Source organism: Rhodococcus sp. ACPA4, from assembly GCF_002300185.1.
GTDB classification, from domain to species: domain Bacteria; phylum Actinomycetota; class Actinomycetes; order Mycobacteriales; family Mycobacteriaceae; genus Rhodococcus_F; species Rhodococcus_F globerula.
The window spans coordinates 63,697-80,182 of record NZ_NSDY01000001.1; the positions used below are offsets into that span (position 1 = coordinate 63,697).

Here is a 16,486-nt window from a genome sequence, read left to right on the forward strand (position 1 = left end):
TATGCGGGTATCGATGACGGTCAACGGTGAGCCGGTGTCGGAAGACGTGGAACCGCGCGTGTTGTTGGTGCATTTCCTGCGAGACCAACTGCAGCTCACAGGAACTCACTGGGGATGCGACACCAGCAATTGTGGGACCTGCGTGGTGACGGTGGACGGGGAACCGGTGAAGTCGTGCACCATGCTCGCGGTTATGGCCGACGGTCACGAGATCGGAACCGTCGAAGGTCTTGAACGAGATGGTGTGCTCGACCCCATTCAAGAGGGATTCATGCACTGCCACGGATTGCAGTGCGGTTTTTGCACTCCCGGGATGATGATCACCGCGCGAGCGCTCCTTGATCGCGATCCTGACCCTGACGAACTAACAATCCGGGAAGCGATTTCCGGTCAGATCTGCCGCTGCACGGGATACACGACGATCGTGCGCTCAGTGCAGTGGGCAGCGGCGCATCCGGTAGGAGGTGCGTCATGACCAGCGTGGACTCGGCGCCTGAGTTGGAGGTCAACGACGGAAAGCCGTGCGGGCATGGGCGAATGCTCCGCAAGGAAGATCCCCGCTTCATTCGAGGTCAGGGTCACTACGTCGACGACGTGCAACTGCCTGGCATGCTGCATCTCGCAATTCTGCGTGCGCCCGTGGCACATGCTCGGCTGGTGAGCATCGATACCACTGCGGCGCAGGAACATCCGAAGGTGAAAGCGGTGGTGACAGGAGCGGATCTGGCCGCGCAAGGTCTTGCATGGATGCCGACGCTGTCCAGCGACGTGCAGGCGGTACTGGTTACAGACAAAGTGCGCTTTCAAGGGCAGGAGGTAGCATTTGTGGTGGCCGAGGATCGGTACTCGGCGCGGGACGCCTTGGAGTTGATCGAAGTCGAATACGACATCCTCGATCCGGTGATCGACGCGCGTACTGCATTGTCGCCGGACGCACCGGTGATCCGCACCGATCTCGACGGCAAGACGGACAATCACTGCTTCGACTGGGAGACCGGTGACAAAGCTGCCACCGACGCGGTGTTCGCTGCAGCCGACGTTGTGACAAAACAGGAAATCGTCTATCCGCGTGTGCACCCGGCTCCGATGGAAACCTGTGGGGCAGTTGCCGATTACGACCGTGTCTCCGGAAAGCTGACCTTGTGGTCCACCAGTCAGGCGCCGCACGCGCATCGCACTCTGTACGCTCTAGTGGCAGGTTTACCCGAGCACAAGATCCGGGTGATTTCCCCGGATATCGGGGGCGGGTTCGGAAACAAGGTGCCGATCTATCCGGGGTATGTGTGCGCGATAGTCGCTTCACTCGTGACCGGGAAACCAGTCAAGTGGATGGAAGATCGCAGCGAAAACCTCACCAGCACAGGATTTGCCCGCGACTACATCATGCTCGGGGAGATCGCGGCAACCAAGGAAGGCAAGATCCAGGCCATCCGTACTCATGTGCTGGCCGACCACGGGGCATTCAACGGAACGGCGGCGCCCACCAAATACCCGGCCGGTTTCTTCGGCGTCTTCACCGGCAGCTACGACCTCGAGGCTGCATACTGCGCAATGACGGCGGTGTACACGAACAAGGCTCCGGGCGGAGTTGCCTACGCGTGTTCCTTCCGAATCACCGAGGCGGTCTACTTGGTGGAGCGGTTGGTCGACTGCCTGGCGTTCGACCTGGACATGGACCCCGCGGAACTGCGGTTGAAAAACCTGTTGACGCCAGACCAGTTTCCGTACACGAGTAAGACCGGCTGGAAATATGATTCGGGCGACTATGCGACAACCATGCGCAAAGCGATGGACATGATCGGCTACGACGCATTACGACGCGAGCAAGCCGAGAAGCACTCGCGCGGCGAATTGATGGGCATCGGCATGTCCTTCTTCACCGAGGCCGTCGGCGCGGGTCCACGCAAGAACATGGACATCCTCGGGCTGGGAATGGCCGACGGTTGCGAATTGCGAATACACCCCACCGGTAAAGCGGTAGTGAGGATTTCGGTTCAGACACAAGGGCAAGGACACGAAACGACGTTTGCTCAGATCGTGGCTGAAGAGCTCGGGATTCCGCCGGACGATATCGACGTCGTGCACGGCGATACCGACAACACTCCATTCGGGCTGGGCACCTACGGCAGTCGATCAACGCCGGTTTCCGGTGCCGCCGCTGCGCTGGTTGCACGCAAAGTGCGCGACAAGGCCAAGATCATCGCGTCGGGGATGCTCGAGGTGTCCGTCGCGGACCTCGAATGGGAGAAGGGGTCCTTTCATGTGAAAGGCGATCCGTCGGCAGCGGTCACCATCGCGGACATTGCGATGCGGGCACACGGTGCCGCCGATCTGCCGGAGGGGATCGAAGGCGGTCTCGAAGCCCAAATTTGTTACAACCCCGAGAATCTCACCTATCCGTATGGTGCGTACTTCTGTGTGGTCGACATCGACCCGGGAACGGCGCAGGTGACTGTTCGCAGATTCCTCGCGGTGGACGACTGCGGAACCCGGATCAATCCGATGATCATCGAGGGCCAGGTGCACGGCGGTATCGTCGACGGTATCGGCATGGCGTTGATGGAGATCATCAGCTTCGACGAGGACGGCAACTGCCTCGGCGGCTCCCTCATGGACTACCTCATCCCGACAGCGATGGAAGTACCCAACCTCGAAACCGGGTTCACCGTGACCCCGTCGCCCCACCATCCCATCGGTGCCAAGGGAATTGGGGAAAGCGCAACCGTCGGCTCGCCGCCGGCCATCGTGAATGCGGTGGTCGACGCGTTGAAGCCCTTCGGGATTCGGCACGCGGACATGCCGTTGACACCGTCGCGGGTGTGGGAAGCGATGAATGGTCGAGGTAGGCCACCTATCTGAGAAAGGCTGGATCTGAGAAAGGGTTGGGCAATGAACGGCACCACTCACGACGTGCGATTGCGCGCCGAGCAATTGATCGGTGAGCGGCGCCCCTTTGTGACCGCAACCGTCGTCCGGGCCCAGCAACCCACGTCGGCGCATCCCGGAGATACGGCAATAGTGTTCTCGGACGGAACAATCGAAGGATTTGTCGGCGGGCAATGTGCTCAGAATTCGGTACGCGAAGCAGCCAGAGGTGCTTTGGACAGCGGTGAAAGTGTGCTGCTGCGAGTACTTCCCGATGGAGCGCCGCCATTTCCGAAAACCAGCGGTGCCGACGTGGTGGTCAACCCGTGTCTGTCCGGTGGCGCGATGGAAATATTCTTGGAACCCACGCTGCCGGCACATGTGCTGTCTCTGTACGGCGATACCCCGATCGCGGATGCGGTGGTCGAGTTTGCCCGTGTGCTTGACCTCGACGTTGTGCGGAGTTCTGCGGCGGAAGCCGTGACTGACGATGCAACAGCCGTGATTATCGCAAGCCTCGGCGGCGAAGAGGCACTGACGATCCGCGCTGCGCTCGATGCCGGAGTGCAGTACATCGGCCTGGTCGCAAGCCGAGTGCGGGGCGCCGCGGTGCTCGAACAACTGGAGTTGACGGATTCGGAGCGAGCGCGAGTTCACACCCCGGTCGGGATGTACATCGGCGCCAAAACGCCAGCAGAGATCGCACTTTCCATCGTTGTCGACGTGGTCCGCGCTATCCGTCTCGATGGTGTGAGTGTTGCGCGGAATGACCCGGTGGCGAAGACGGCCCTCGATCCGATCTGTGGAATGACTGTCACCATCACTGCTGACACACCACATCTCGAGGATGACGGCGTCGACGTGTGGTTCTGTTCACCGGTTTGTCGGCATAAGTACGAGAAGACATGACCGGCGAGTTCACCGATGTTGCGGAGTTGATCCGCCGCTTCGACGCATATGACTATCTCTTGGATGTGGGCACGGCAACGGCGTTGTATCTTGCTCTGGAACTGGGTCGGCCACTGCTGCTGGAAGGTGAGCCGGGTGTGGGGAAGACCACTGCGGCAAAGGCTTTGGCGCTCTCGCTCGATGCGCCGCTGATCAGGTTGCAGTGCTACGAAGGGCTCAGCGCCAACGAAGCTCTCTACGACTGGAACTACCAACGTCAGCTACTGGCGATCAAACTGTCCGAAGCGCGTGGGGATGCGCTCGACGAAGCCGATCTGTTTACCGAGGAGTTCCTGCAGGAACGCCCGATTCTGCGATGTGTGCGGCACCGCGGGCCGGCAGCTCCTGTGCTGCTCGTCGACGAAATCGACCGTGCGGACGACGAATTCGAGGCGTTGCTCCTCGAGTTTCTGGGTGAATCGGCCGTCACGGTTCCCGAACTGGGCACGTTCACAGCCATGCGCCCTCCGGTAGTGGTCTTGACGTCGAACCGCAGCCGCGATCTCCATGACGCGCTCCGGCGGCGTTGCCTCTACCACTGGATCGACTATCCCGAGCCGGAGCGTGCGGTTGCGATCGTACGACGCATGGTGCCGTCGGCGAATCTGGCATTGATCGAGCATGCCACCGCGTTTGTCGGACAGATTCGAGGTGCCGATCTCGACAAGGCGCCGGGCGTCGCCGAAACCATCGACTGGGTATCGGCTCTTGTGACTTTGGGGGTGGCTGATCTGGTTCGGGATGACGTCGTTGTCAGCTTGGGTGCATTGGCAAAAACTCCGGACGATCGCGCGGTACTGCGCGGCGAGTTGATGAAAGGGCCACCATGAAGATCGCACACGAATTCACCGTCACCGCACCCGTCGAGGAGGCGTGGACAACCCTCACCGACCTCGAAGGAATCGCGCCGCTCTTGCCAGGCGCTCAGATGACCGGACGCGAGGGAGACGATTTCCTGGGCACCGTGACAGTCAAAGTGGGTCCGGTGCTCAGCGAATTTGCCGGCCGCGCAACATTCGTGGAGAGGGACGAAGAAACACACAAGGCTGTGATCAATGCCCGCGGCCGTGACAAGCGCGGATCCGGAAATGCGAGCGCCACCATCACCGCGCAGCTACATCCCGAAGGAGCGCAGACACGAGTGAGTGTGGACACCGATGTGAAGATCGTCGGAAAACTGGCGCAGTTCGGCAGTTCCATGATCACGCAGGTATCGGAGAAGTTGATGGGGGAGTTCGCGGAATCGTTGGAAGAGAAACTAGCCGGACCGGCACAAGCTGTGGAAACACCGAATGCCGAACCTCTCGACTTAGTCGAACTTGCCGGCGGGTCCGTCGCGAAACGTGCTCTGCCACTTCTTGTTGCGGTGGCCGCGGCGATCGTCGTGTTTGTGCTGCTGCGTCGCCGAAGCAGATGATTCCTGACGCGGGCGCGACTTTATTGCGCGGTGTGGATGTTGCTGCCTTCGCGACCGCCTTGGTCGACCTGTTGCGTCGGCACGGAGTTGGAGTGTCGGCCGTCGGGGCCGCGAACTTCAGTGAAGCCGTGCATGTCCACTCGCCACGCACCCGGACACAGTTGTACTGGACCGCGCGGATAACTCTGATCAACCGTCAGGAAGATCTCGAGATTTTCGACGCGCAGTTCGAGCGAGTTTTTGTCGGTGCGACTCTGGGCCTGGACCCGATTGCGCGGCGGGTAGGCAGTGACCGCACGGTCGGCGACGCGACTCTTCCTGTTGCTGGTGTTTCTAGTGGGGGCGCGGACATCATCGACGTGCCGTGGATCGGGCGTGCGACGTCGAGTGGGCGAGAAGCCGTGCCGGACCAGGTTCGGCCGGGTCTACTACTCCCGAGCGCCCTTGCCGGGAAATCCGAGGAGCCTTTTGCTCAGTTGAGCCCGAGCGATCTTGCACTCCTCGGGCAGTGGATCGAACAAGCGGAGTCGGACTGGCCACGGCGCCGCCGGAGAAGACGCAGACTCGGCCGGCGCGGAACCGTCGACCTGCGCGCAAGTATGAGTATCGCGAGGCGCACCGGATTCGAATTTGTTCGCCTCGCCCGTGCCCGCCCACAGCAGCGGCCCCGCACGATTGTGGTGCTGTGCGACGTCAGTCGCTCGATGCACGGATACGCGGACATGTACTTGCATTTGATGCGAGTCGCCGCCCGGCGCGGCGACGCCGAAGTTTTTGCATTCTCGACCACGTTGACCCGGCTCACTCCGATCCTGGCGCATCGCAGCGCCGACGCGGCCATCGCCGAAGCCAATAATCGAGTTGCCGATCGGTACGGCGGCACCCACATCGGAACATCTGTTGCGTCACTGCTCGCCTCACATCACGGACACACCTTGAGAGGGGCCGTAGTCGTCATCGCCTCCGACGGTTGGGATAGTGACGATCCCAACATTCTTGTGCGCGCTCTGGCCCGAGTCCGGCGCCGCGCCCACCGGGTCGTGTGGCTCAATCCGCGTGCAGGTGCGACCGGGTTCGAACCCCTGACCGGTTCCATGGCAGCGGCCTTGCCCTACTGCGACACCGTGCTCCCGGCTGATCGATTGACCGCTCTGCGGGCCTTGTTCACGACCATCTCCGACGCACAGTAGTAGGTGGATTGTCGTCGACGATCCCATAGGTCCTACCCTGGTAGCTATGGCTACACCCGACCTTGCGCAGACGCAGTCCCCTCCACAAACGAGCGTCCGCGCTTCTTCGACCGCAATCTTTGTGGTCTGTGGACTGATTGCCGGGATGGTCGCAGCTCTCGTCGTCGGGTTTTCCGCATCTCAGGCGTTGACCCTGCTCGGCATTCCCGACCCCGGCGCGATCACGACATATGGGCTGCCCGCAGTTCGCGCTGTTGCCGAGGTTGCCGCTGTCATCGCGATCGGCTCCCTCCTGTTAGCGGCGTTTTTCGTGCCACCACAAAAGTCCGGTGTGCTCGACGTCGACGGCTATCGTGCGGTCCGGACGGCATCGCACGCCGCGATCGTGTGGGCGGCATGTTCGCTGGTGCTGATCCCGCTGACGCTCTCCGATACGTCGGGTCAGCCGTTCTCCGAAGCGATCAAACCGGCAAATCTGTGGTCCGGACTCGATCAGGTGGAAATCGCCGGTGCCTGGCGCTGGACAGCCGTCATTGCTGTGGTCCTGGCAATTCTGGCTCGGCTGACACTGCGCTGGTGGTGGACGCCGTTGCTGCTGGTGGTCGGCCTGCTCGGCCTTATGCCCCTCGCTCTCACCGGCCACTCGTCGTCGGGGGGCTCGCACGACATCGCTACCAACAGCCTGATCTTGCACCTCGTTGCGGCGTCGCTGTGGGCCGGTGGATTGTTTGCGCTCCTGGCACACGCTCGCCGCGGCGGTGACCACACCGACGTCGCTGCTCAGCGCTTTTCGACCGTCGCCACCATTTGTTTTGTCGTCATGGGTTTCAGTGGTGTCATCAACGCGATTGTGCGTCTCCCACTCGACGACCTGTTCACGACGACGTACGGTCGCCTGATCGTCGCGAAGATCGTTGCGTTGATCGTCCTCGGATTCTTCGGGTGGTTGCAGCGCAGTCGCGCGTTGCCTGCGCTCGCCGAGAACCCGAACTCCCGCTCGGCGCTGATCCGTTTTGCCGGCGGCGAAGGCATCATCTTTGCTGCCACCATCGGGCTGGCAATCGGCCTCGGCCGCACACCGCCGCCTCCGCCGACGAGCATCCCGACCATTCCCGAGGTCGAACTCGGCTACAACCTGCCGGACCCGCCGTCGTTCATGGCATTCGTAACCGAGTGGCGTTTCGATTTGATGTTCGGCACAGCCGCGATCGTCGCTGCGGTTCTGTATTTCCTCGGCCTGCGCAAGCTGTCGAAGCGTGGCGATTCCTGGCCCGTCGGCCGAACCATCTCCTGGATGATCGGATGCGCGGTCCTGCTGATCGCGACCTCGTCGGGCGTGGGCAAATACGCGACCGCGGTGTTCAGCGTTCACATGGCCGGACACATGGCGCTGTCGATGCTGGCGCCCGTTCTGCTGGTTTTGGGCGCGCCCATCACGTTGGCGTTGCGCGCTCTCGAACCCGCGGGCAAGGACGGTGTACCCGGCATTCGTGAGTGGATTCTCGTTGCCCTGCACAGTCCGTTCTCGCGATTCATCACTCACCCGATTGTTGCTGCGGTTCTCTTTGTCGGCGGCTTCTACGTGCTCTACCTCGGCGGTATTTACGGAGCCACGGTCGATTCCCACAGCGCGCACCTGCTGATGAACCTGCACTTCATTCTCAGCGGCTATCTCTTCTACTGGGTGGCGATCGGAGTCGACCCGTCGCCGCGCCAACTCCAACCCGTGACCAAACTGGCCATGGTCTTCGGCTCGCTCCCGTTCCACGCGTTCTTCGGTATCGCCTTGATGAGCACCACCACGATCATGGGCGGCGAGTTCTTCCGCTCACTTGGCTTGGGATGGAACGACGATCTTCTGGGTGATCAGAAGTTGGGCGGCAGTATCGCCTGGGCTACGGGTGAGATCCCGCTGATGGTGGTCATGCTCGCCCTGCTGGTGCAGTGGTCACGCTCCGACCGGAAAACGGCCGTGCGAACGGACCGCGCAGCCGAACGTGATCACGACGCAGACCTGGCCGCGCACAATGCGATGTTTGCCGAACTTGCCAGGCGCGACCGTGAGGGCTGGGGCCCGCGCTGATCCCTCAGGATTGCGCGACCACGGCTGCGACGAGGCCGTGAACCGAAGCGGCGAGGCGCTCGGTTTGTCGCGTTCGGATGTGGTGAAGGACGACGTCGGGATTGAGAACGCTCAGTAGCACTCTGGACATCACCACGGCGTCGACATCCGGTGTGGCCACTTTGAGCAACTCGGTGATGTGACGATGCCAGAAGGCATTGATTTCTTCGGCTTGTGAATCGGTGGTGGCGTTGTCGTACGCAATCATCAGTTCGACGTTGTCGACGATCAGCCGGAACATAGCGTCGAAAAAAGCAAGCAATCTGTCGGACGCGGGTGCACCTGGTCCCAGTGGCGGGTCGCCTTCGTTGACCGCGTCGCGCAGAATCTGAGCGCGCTCGAGAACCAGCGCTCGCATCAATCCCGCACGACTTCCGAATCGATGGAAGATCGTGCCCTTGCCGACCCCTGCCGCTGTGGCTATCTGGTCGATGGAGACGTGTTCGGCCCCGAACTGCGCGAGTAGTGACTCTGTTACGTCGAGAATCGCTCGACGATTTCGAGCTGCATCGCTGCGCTCCCGTTTCAATTCCTGACCCATGAGCACGCCTTTGATTGACAAGTTGACCGGCGGTCCATATGTTACAGGAACCCGTAAGTTGACCGTCGGTCATGTTGTTGGGATTGGAAAGGGACGCACAGATGCCGCATTTTCCGAAGCCGCCCGAGGGAAGTTGGACTGAGCATTTCGGCTTGGATACCGGGCCGATTACGTTCGAGGATTCGATCAGCCCCGAGTATTTCGAAGTCGAGCGCGAAGCCGTCTTCGGCCACACCTGGCTCAACGTAGGTCGAGTCGAGCAGGCGCCTGTTCCCGGAAGTTACTTCATCCGGGTGATCGACGCAGTCCGCGCCTCAGTAGTCGTTACTCGCGGCGCCGACGAGTCCGTGACTGCCTGGTCGAGTGCCGGGAACGGCTTGGTTCCGCTGCAGGTCGATGTGTGGGAAGGGTTCGTATTCGTCAATTTCGATGATACAAACACGATTTCGCTGGATGACTACCTCGGAAAGTTCGCTGCCGGCATGACGGGCTATCCGTTCGGCCGGATGACTCAGGTCTACAAGTATCAGGCGCACGTGCGCAGCAACTGGAAGCTCTATATCGACGCATTCGCCGAGTTCTATCACGCGCCGATCCTTCATTCGAAGCAGTACGTGTCCGACGAGTCCAACAAGCTCAAGAGCTACGGTTTCGAGGCGCTCGCGTACGACATCGACGGACCACACGGAATGGTGTCGTCGTGGGGAGGCATGGCTCCGCCGAAGGATCCGATGATGGTGAAACCGACGGAGCGACTGTTGCGTAGTGGCAACTTCGGTCCATGGGACAAACCCGATTTCCCCGAACTTGCCACGCTGCCAACCGGACTCAATCCGACGAAGCATAAATCCTGGGGTCTCGACTCCTACGTCCTGTTCCCGAATTTCATGATCGTGGTGTGGGAACCCGGGTGGTACCTCACCTACCACTACTGGCCAACCGCCTACAACGAGCACACCTTTGAAGGCACGCTGTACATGCCGCCACCGAAGAACGCCACCGAGCGTATGCGGCAGGAAATGGCTGCGGTCACCTTCAAGGAGTTCGGTCTCCAGGACTGCAACACGCTCGAAGCTACGCAGACAATGCTCGAGTCGAGGGCTGTATCGCATTTTCTACTGTGCGATCAGGAAGTGCTGGTCCGTCACCTGCACACCGCCTCGCAGCGGTTTGTCGACGAGATTTTGCTACGTACGTAACTCGCCACGGAGTAAACGGAATCAGGAGAAAACAGATGCCCAACACTTTGCCCGTTGCCTTCGCGGATCTCGAACCTTTCGCGGAGTGGGCACTGCCCACCGAAGCTGAGCGCTATGCAAAGCGCTTGTCCAGCAACATGACCGAACTGCAGAAGTTCTACGACGCAGCCTTGCCTCGTTTGTTGGACGCGGGGAGTTATCTCGACGAGTTCCCGCTCGATGCTTTGCCTGACGACGCCTATCGGCTACTGCAACTGTGTTATTCGCTGATCAACGTGTCGTTTCCCATCGAGGCCTGGTCGCAACCGAGGGTGCCGGATACCGGCGCATCAACCATGGATGCGATCTTCGAGCCGGTGCCCTGATGACAAAGACTGCTGTCATTACCGGAGGGGCTTCGGGAATAGGTCAGGCCATCGCTCGGCGTCTGGACTCCGACGGCTATCAGGTTGCCACCATCGATTGGACGCCAAGCGACTCCGAGAATGCCCACACCGCAGACGTCACCAGTCGCGAGCAGGTCGATGCGGCAATGGCCGCGATTCGCGAACGGCTCGGTCCGATCACTGTTCTCGTCAATGCGGCAGGCATCGTCGGAAACGGCCGCTTTGTCGACATCGACTTCGACGAATGGCAGAAGGTCATCGGAGTCAGCTTGAACGGGACCTATCACTGCACCCAGGCGGCGCTGCCCGACATGATCGCGGGAAAGTGGGGCCGGATCGTCAATATCTCTTCTTCCAGTGCACATTCGGGTCAGCCATACATGGCGCACTACGTTGCGGCGAAGTCCGCGGTCAACGGGCTGACAAAATCTTTGGCCCTCGAATTCGGTCCATTGGGTATCACGGTGAACGCAGTGCCACCCGGATTCGTCGACACTCCGTTGCTGCGACGCGACGAGGAACTCAATCGACTCGGTGGAAGCGTCGATGACCATATCTTGACGACGCCGGTCCGTCGGGTCGGCAAGCCCGAAGACATCGCGGCGGCCTGTGCCTTCCTGATCTCGGACGACGCCAGCTACATCACCGGGCAGATCCTCGGGGTCAATGGCGGCCGTAACACCTAGCACCACACACCGACACTGCCCGGACCAACTGGTCCGGGCAGTGCTGTTTTTCCACAGGCACTGTGTTCATCCCCAGGTTCATTTTGATTGTGACGGCAATCCTGTTTTCGATTCAGAATCTTTCAGGTGGGATTCAGTGGGCTAAGAGATTCAAGGGGGATCAAACATGTACGAGACATCTGCAACGGTTGTCGGCACCGTCATCACCAATCCGGTGAAGCGGCAAACCACCAATGGCGAAGAGGTGCTGAGCTTTCGGATGGCCAGCAACGCACGACGCAAGGATGCGGTGACCGGGGAATGGACCGACGGCGCGACGCTCTACCTCACGGTCACGTGTTGGCGGCGGCTGGTGACCGGCGTCGGCGCATCCATCATGAAGGGTGATCCGGTGATGGCGACGGGGGAGTTGCGCACCAACGAATACACCACGAAGGAGGGGATTGCTCGCTCCGATCTGGAGATGAGAGCAACTGCAGTGGGGCCCGATCTTGCCCGGTGCATCGCAAAAATCGAGCGGCACAGCAAACCTGTGTCAGGGGACGAACCGACAGAGACAGAGACTGCGGCGGCTTAGGTTTAGGCGCGAGTTTTCGGGCAGTCGCGGGGGCGGCCGTGGTCGTGCCCCGCGTCTACTCGCTCGAGCAATTCGGTGAGAACAGCTCGTTCGGATTTGTCGAGGTCGTCGAAGATATCTGCGGATTCTCGGCGTTGAGCCTGTGCGACCTCGGCCGCGAGGGCGGCACCGGCATCGGTGAGCTCGAGGAGCACTGCTCGTCGGTCATGGGGGTCGGGAGTGCGCTTGACCCATCCCGCCGCTTCGAGGGAATCCACGACATCCGTGGCGGAGCGGGGAACGATGCGCAGCTTTTCCGCGAGAAAGCCCAATCGGACCGGTTCGCCTACTCGGGTGAGCACTCTCAGAGCACGACTCTGTGACGGGGAGAGGCCAAATGGCTCGAGGGCCGCGACCTGGCGTCGTCGAATGGTTCGCGCCACGGACAACACGACATCGGTGAGTTCGCGCTCTCGGGAATGCATGGCGTCAGTCTAGCGTTGTTGGTGTCAGCCTCATAGTGAGGTAACCTCATCAATATGAAATTAAGGTGAGAAAGCCTCCAGGAGGTAAACGTGAAACCAGATCACATCAGAGATTTCGAAAATTCCGCTGTCGAGACCACTCCGGCGGACCCCGTATCACCACGACGTGTCCTCGAGCTGTTCACGCCGTATCGGACACAGATCGCCATCGTCACGGCGGTCATCACGCTCAGCGCCATTGTGGCCTTGGGTAGCCCACTGCTCCTGCGCGAAATGCTCGACAAGGCAATCCCGGACAAGGACCTCGGACTGGTCAGCATCCTGGCAATCGGCATGATCGCGATTGCCGTGATCACCAGTTGCCTCGGTGTTGTGCAGACGTGGATGTCCAACAGCATCGGCCAGAAACTGATGCACCAACTGCGTGTCCGGGTGTACACGCACCTGCAGAATCAGTCGCTGGGGTTCTTCGCGAGAACCAGGACCGGTGAGGTGCAGTCACGTATCGCCAACGATATCGGCGGAATGCAATCGGTTGTCACCAACACAGCCACGTCGATTGCGCAGAACGCGACCACCGTTGCAGCGACGATAGTTGCGCTCTTCCTGCTCGACTGGCGACTGGCGATCTTCTCGCTGGCGATCCTGCCGGTGTTCATTCGGATCGCCCGCAAGATCGGTAACGAGCGCCGCAAGATCTCAGGCAAGCGGCAGAAGTTGCTCAGCGATCTGTCCGTTCAAGTTGAGGAATCACTCTCGGTCAGCGGCATTCTGCTGGGAAAGACAACCGGTGCGAAGTCCGCGTTGACCGACCGCTTCGCCGAACGCTCGGCCGAGGTCGCCGACGTCGAACTCCGAGCGATGATGGCCGGTAAGTGGCGCATGGCGTCGATGTCGATCACGTTTGCGGCCATGCCGGCACTGGTCTACTGGTTTGCGGGATTCACGCTCGACCACGGCAACACCATCACCGTCGGCACGCTGGTCGCGTTCACGACCTTGCAGACTCAGTTGTTCCGGCCCACCATGATGCTGCTCAACACGGGCGTCGAGGTGCAGAGTTCCATGGCATTGTTCAGTCGCGTGTTCGAGTACCTGGACCTGCCGATCGACATCGCTGATCCGGAAGAGTCGAAGGAGTTCGACGTATCGGCACTGTCGGGCGAACTGCGATTCGATCGTGTCGACTTCTCATATCCGGGAACAGAGCGCAAGACTCTCGACAACATCGACCTCACAGTCCCGGCCGGCGGAACACTGGCGCTTGTCGGCTCCACCGGTTCTGGCAAGACCACCCTTGGTTACCTGGCCGCGCGGCTGTACGACCCGACGGCAGGATCGGTCAGGATCGACGACGTCGATCTGCGGGACCTCGATCTGGCGACGGTGTCCGACCTGGTGGGTGTGGTGTCTCAGGAGACATACTTGTTCCACACGACGATTCGCGAGAATCTGCGGTTCGCAAAGCCGGATGCAACCGATGAGGAGATCGAGCAAGCTGCGCGGATCGCCCAGATTCACGAGTTCATCTCCGGCCTGGATGACGGTTACGACACCATGGTGGGTGAGCGCGGTTACCGCTTCTCCGGAGGTGAGAAGCAACGCATCGCCATCGCACGGACAGTCCTGCGGAATCCGCCGATTCTCGTTCTCGACGAAGCGACGAGTGCGTTGGACAACCGCACCGAGCGCGCGCTGCAGGACGCACTCGACGAACTGATGGTCGGACGCACCACTTTGGTTGTGGCGCACAGGCTTTCCACGGTCCGTGACGCGGATCTGATCGCTGTTCTGGATCAGGGTGTTGTCGTCGAGAAGGGCACACACGACCAACTGGTGCAACAAGGCGGACGGTACGCGCAGCTTCTCGCAGCTTCTTCCAGCGAAGCCTTGGAACTGCCGACCGAACTGCAGAGCGTGTGAACCCGTCGACGCAATGTGGGTAATGCGACAAACACCGATAGGCTGGCGGTCATGGCTGAGTTCATTTACACGATGAAGAAGGTGCGCAAGGCGCACGGTGACAAGGTCATCCTCGATGACGTCACGATGAGCTTTTACCCCGGCGCGAAGATCGGTGTCGTCGGACCAAATGGCGCTGGTAAGTCCAGCATCCTCAAGATCATGGCCGGGCTGGATCAGCCGGGCAACGGCGAGGCCTTCCTCGCCCCCGGCGCATCCGTCGGCATCCTCATGCAGGAGCCGCAGCTCGACGAGACCAAGACCGTTCGCGAGAACGTCGAAGAAGGCCTCGGCGAGACCATGGTTCAGCTCAAGCGATACAACGAGATCGCCGAGCTCATGGCTACGGACTACTCCGACGAGCTCATGGAAGAGATGGGTGAGCTTCAGGAGAAGCTCGACCATGCTGACGCCTGGGAGATCGACTCCCAGCTCGAGCAGGCCATGGACGCGCTTCGTTGCCCGCCGCCGGAAGATATGGTCACCCACCTCTCCGGTGGTGAGAAGCGTCGCGTCGCGCTGTGCAAGCTGTTGCTGAGCAAGCCCGACCTCCTGCTCCTCGATGAGCCCACCAACCACCTCGACGCCGAGTCGGTTCTGTGGTTGGAGCAGCACCTCGCTGCATACCCCGGCGCTATCCTCGCCGTCACCCACGATCGCTACTTCCTCGATCACGTGGCGCAGTGGATCTGTGAGGTCGACCGCGGTCGCCTCTACCCGTACGAGGGCAACTACTCCACCTACCTGGAGCAGAAGGCCGCACGCCTCGAGGTTGCCGGCAAGAAGGACCAAAAGCTGCAGAAGCGCCTCAAGGACGAACTCGCGTGGGTTCGTTCCGGTGCCAAGGCTCGTCAGGCCAAGAACAAGGCTCGTCTCGATCGCTACGAGGAAATGGCGAACGAGGCCGAGAAGACCCGCAAGCTCGACTTCGACGAGATCCAGATCCCGGCACCGCCGCGTCTCGGTGACGTCGTCGTCGAGGTCAAGAACCTCGACAAGGGCTTCGACGGCCGTGTCCTGATCAAGGACCTTTCGTTCACCCTGCCGCGCAACGGCATCGTCGGCGTCATCGGCCCCAACGGTGTCGGTAAGACGACGCTGTTCAAGACCATCGTCGGCCTCGAAGAGCCAGACGCCGGTGAGGTCAAGATCGGTCAGACGGTCAAGCTGAGCTACGTCGACCAGAACCGATCCGGCATCGACCCGAAGAAGACGGTCTGGGAGACCGTGTCCGACGGGCTCGATTTCATCGTTGTCGGTCAGACCGAATTCCCGTCGCGTGCGTACATCAGCTCGTTCGGATTCAAGGGCCACGATCAGCAGAAGCCGGCCGGAGTTCTCTCCGGTGGTGAGCGCAACCGCCTCAACCTGGCGATGACGCTCAAGCAGGGCGGCAACCTGATCCTGCTCGATGAGCCCACCAACGACCTCGACGTCGAAACCCTCGGTTCGCTGGAGAACGCTCTCGAAGAGTTCCCCGGCTGCGCCGTCGTGATCTCGCACGATCGCTGGTTCCTGGACCGCACGTGTACTCACATCCTCGCGTGGGAAGGCGGCTTCGGCGACAACGAAGCTGCGTGGTACTGGTACGAAGGCAACTTCGAAGGCTACGAGGCGAACAAGGTCGAGCGTCTCGGCCCCGACGCCGCGCGTCCGCACCGCGTCACGCACCGCAAGCTCACGAGGGACTGATCGGTGTCGGACGTATTCACGTGTGAGGTTCAGGTTCGGTGGGGTGATTCCGACCGGTTGGGCCACGTCAACAACACCAGGTATGCCGAGTACATGCAGGAAGCTCGCATTCAGTTCCTGACGTCGAAGCTTGCCGCCCATGGTGGCCGTCCGGGATACGTCGTTGTCCGGAAGATGTCCATCGAGTTCCTCAAGCCGGTAACGGATCGTTCGGGTCCTTTGAATGTCGAGATCTTCACGACTCATGTCGGGACTTCCTCGTTCACGGTCCGGCACGTCGTCCGCGACAACACCGGTGCGGAGTGCGCATCCGGTGACGCATTGATGGTCGGATTCGACACTGTGTCCGAAAAGTCCAGACCCCTCGCGGACAGCGAGCGTTTGGTGCTGGAAGCAGCGCTTGTTCCGGCGTAGTTCACCCTAGGTAGCGGTCACCG

Annotated in this window: 16 protein-coding genes; 14 read left to right on the plus strand and 2 right to left on the minus strand. The window is 60.9% G+C overall.

All coding sequences use genetic code 11. The features are described from left to right. Position 1: 1 nt before the first annotated feature. Genes CJ178_RS00280 through CJ178_RS00310 form a run of 7 tightly spaced genes read left to right on the plus strand, consistent with a single transcriptional unit; the run spans position 2 to position 8,503 of the window. Positions 2 to 475: a (2Fe-2S)-binding protein gene (locus CJ178_RS00280; RefSeq protein WP_095885887.1), complete on the plus strand. Its 474-nt coding sequence runs from the start codon at positions 2 to 4 to the stop codon at positions 473 to 475. Next, positions 472 to 2,859 carry an aerobic carbon-monoxide dehydrogenase large subunit gene (locus tag CJ178_RS00285; RefSeq protein WP_033232800.1) on the plus strand — a complete coding sequence of 796 codons (2,388 nt, stop codon included), beginning with the start codon at positions 472 to 474 and terminating at the stop codon, positions 2,857 to 2,859. The genes CJ178_RS00280 and CJ178_RS00285 overlap by 4 nt, the downstream gene beginning before the upstream one ends. 30 nt (positions 2,860 to 2,889) lie before the next feature. Further along, positions 2,890 to 3,774, plus strand: coding sequence for an XdhC family protein (locus CJ178_RS00290; RefSeq protein ID WP_095885888.1), 885 nt, complete (start codon positions 2,890 to 2,892; stop codon positions 3,772 to 3,774). Beyond that, a complete protein-coding gene (locus CJ178_RS00295) occupies positions 3,771 to 4,643 on the plus strand; it encodes an AAA family ATPase (RefSeq protein ID WP_045066917.1) in 873 nt (290 codons plus the stop codon). The genes CJ178_RS00290 and CJ178_RS00295 overlap by 4 nt, the downstream gene beginning before the upstream one ends. Beyond that, on the plus strand, positions 4,640 to 5,230 hold the full coding sequence (locus CJ178_RS00300) for an SRPBCC family protein (protein ID WP_045066918.1): 591 nt from the start codon (positions 4,640 to 4,642) through the stop codon (positions 5,228 to 5,230). The genes CJ178_RS00295 and CJ178_RS00300 overlap by 4 nt, the downstream gene beginning before the upstream one ends. Then, positions 5,227 to 6,420, plus strand: a complete 1,194-nt coding sequence (locus tag CJ178_RS00305) for a vWA domain-containing protein (protein WP_095885889.1) — start codon at positions 5,227 to 5,229, stop codon at positions 6,418 to 6,420. Before CJ178_RS00300 ends, CJ178_RS00305 begins: the two co-directional genes overlap by 4 nt. A gap of 46 nt (positions 6,421 to 6,466) precedes the next feature. Further along, positions 6,467 to 8,503: a cytochrome c oxidase assembly protein gene (locus CJ178_RS00310; protein ID WP_033232810.1), complete on the plus strand. Its 2,037-nt coding sequence runs from the start codon at positions 6,467 to 6,469 to the stop codon at positions 8,501 to 8,503. Positions 8,504 to 8,507: 4 nt separating this feature from the next. On the opposite strand, the gene CJ178_RS00315 is transcribed toward CJ178_RS00310, so the two are convergent. Continuing rightward, positions 8,508 to 9,083, minus strand: a complete 576-nt coding sequence (locus CJ178_RS00315) for a TetR/AcrR family transcriptional regulator (protein ID WP_095885890.1) — start codon at positions 9,081 to 9,083, stop codon at positions 8,508 to 8,510. 101 nt (positions 9,084 to 9,184) lie between these two features. Here CJ178_RS00315 and CJ178_RS00320 point away from each other — a divergent pair, with 101 nt between their 5' ends. The 4 genes from CJ178_RS00320 to CJ178_RS00335 all read left to right on the plus strand — a co-directional run bounded on the left by CJ178_RS00320 (position 9,185) and on the right by CJ178_RS00335 (position 11,931). After that, the gene (locus tag CJ178_RS00320; RefSeq protein WP_033232814.1) at positions 9,185 to 10,282 is read left to right on the plus strand and encodes an SRPBCC family protein; all 1,098 of its coding nucleotides are present in this window, start codon (positions 9,185 to 9,187) and stop codon (positions 10,280 to 10,282) included. A 35-nt stretch (positions 10,283 to 10,317) separates the two neighbouring features. Then, entirely contained in the window at positions 10,318 to 10,647 is a 330-nt protein-coding gene (locus tag CJ178_RS00325) for a hypothetical protein (protein WP_045066922.1), read from the plus strand. Continuing rightward, positions 10,647 to 11,354 carry an SDR family NAD(P)-dependent oxidoreductase gene (locus CJ178_RS00330; protein ID WP_033232818.1) on the plus strand — a complete coding sequence of 236 codons (708 nt, stop codon included), beginning with the start codon at positions 10,647 to 10,649 and terminating at the stop codon, positions 11,352 to 11,354. Before CJ178_RS00325 ends, CJ178_RS00330 begins: the two co-directional genes overlap by 1 nt. 166 nt (positions 11,355 to 11,520) lie before the next feature. Continuing rightward, positions 11,521 to 11,931, plus strand: a complete 411-nt coding sequence (locus CJ178_RS00335; RefSeq protein WP_033232820.1) for a single-stranded DNA-binding protein — start codon at positions 11,521 to 11,523, stop codon at positions 11,929 to 11,931. A 2-nt stretch (positions 11,932 to 11,933) separates the two neighbouring features. On the opposite strand, the gene CJ178_RS00340 is transcribed toward CJ178_RS00335, so the two are convergent. Continuing rightward, complete coding sequence (locus tag CJ178_RS00340; RefSeq protein WP_033232822.1) at positions 11,934 to 12,395, minus strand: MarR family winged helix-turn-helix transcriptional regulator; 462 nt, start codon at positions 12,393 to 12,395, stop codon at positions 11,934 to 11,936. Positions 12,396 to 12,485: 90 nt separating this feature from the next. Between CJ178_RS00340 and CJ178_RS00345 the strand changes: the two genes are divergently transcribed. From CJ178_RS00345 to CJ178_RS00355, 3 genes are read left to right on the plus strand one after another with little or no spacing between them, the layout of a single operon-like run. Continuing rightward, entirely contained in the window at positions 12,486 to 14,318 is a 1,833-nt protein-coding gene (locus tag CJ178_RS00345; RefSeq protein ID WP_172936719.1) for an ABC transporter ATP-binding protein, read from the plus strand. Positions 14,319 to 14,369: 51 nt separating this feature from the next. Further along, the gene (gene ettA / locus CJ178_RS00350) at positions 14,370 to 16,049 is read left to right on the plus strand and encodes an energy-dependent translational throttle protein EttA (RefSeq protein ID WP_033232826.1); all 1,680 of its coding nucleotides are present in this window, start codon (positions 14,370 to 14,372) and stop codon (positions 16,047 to 16,049) included. A gap of 3 nt (positions 16,050 to 16,052) precedes the next feature. Next, the gene (locus CJ178_RS00355) at positions 16,053 to 16,463 is read left to right on the plus strand and encodes an acyl-CoA thioesterase (protein ID WP_033232828.1); all 411 of its coding nucleotides are present in this window, start codon (positions 16,053 to 16,055) and stop codon (positions 16,461 to 16,463) included. The last annotated feature ends 23 nt before the right edge of the window (positions 16,464 to 16,486 follow it).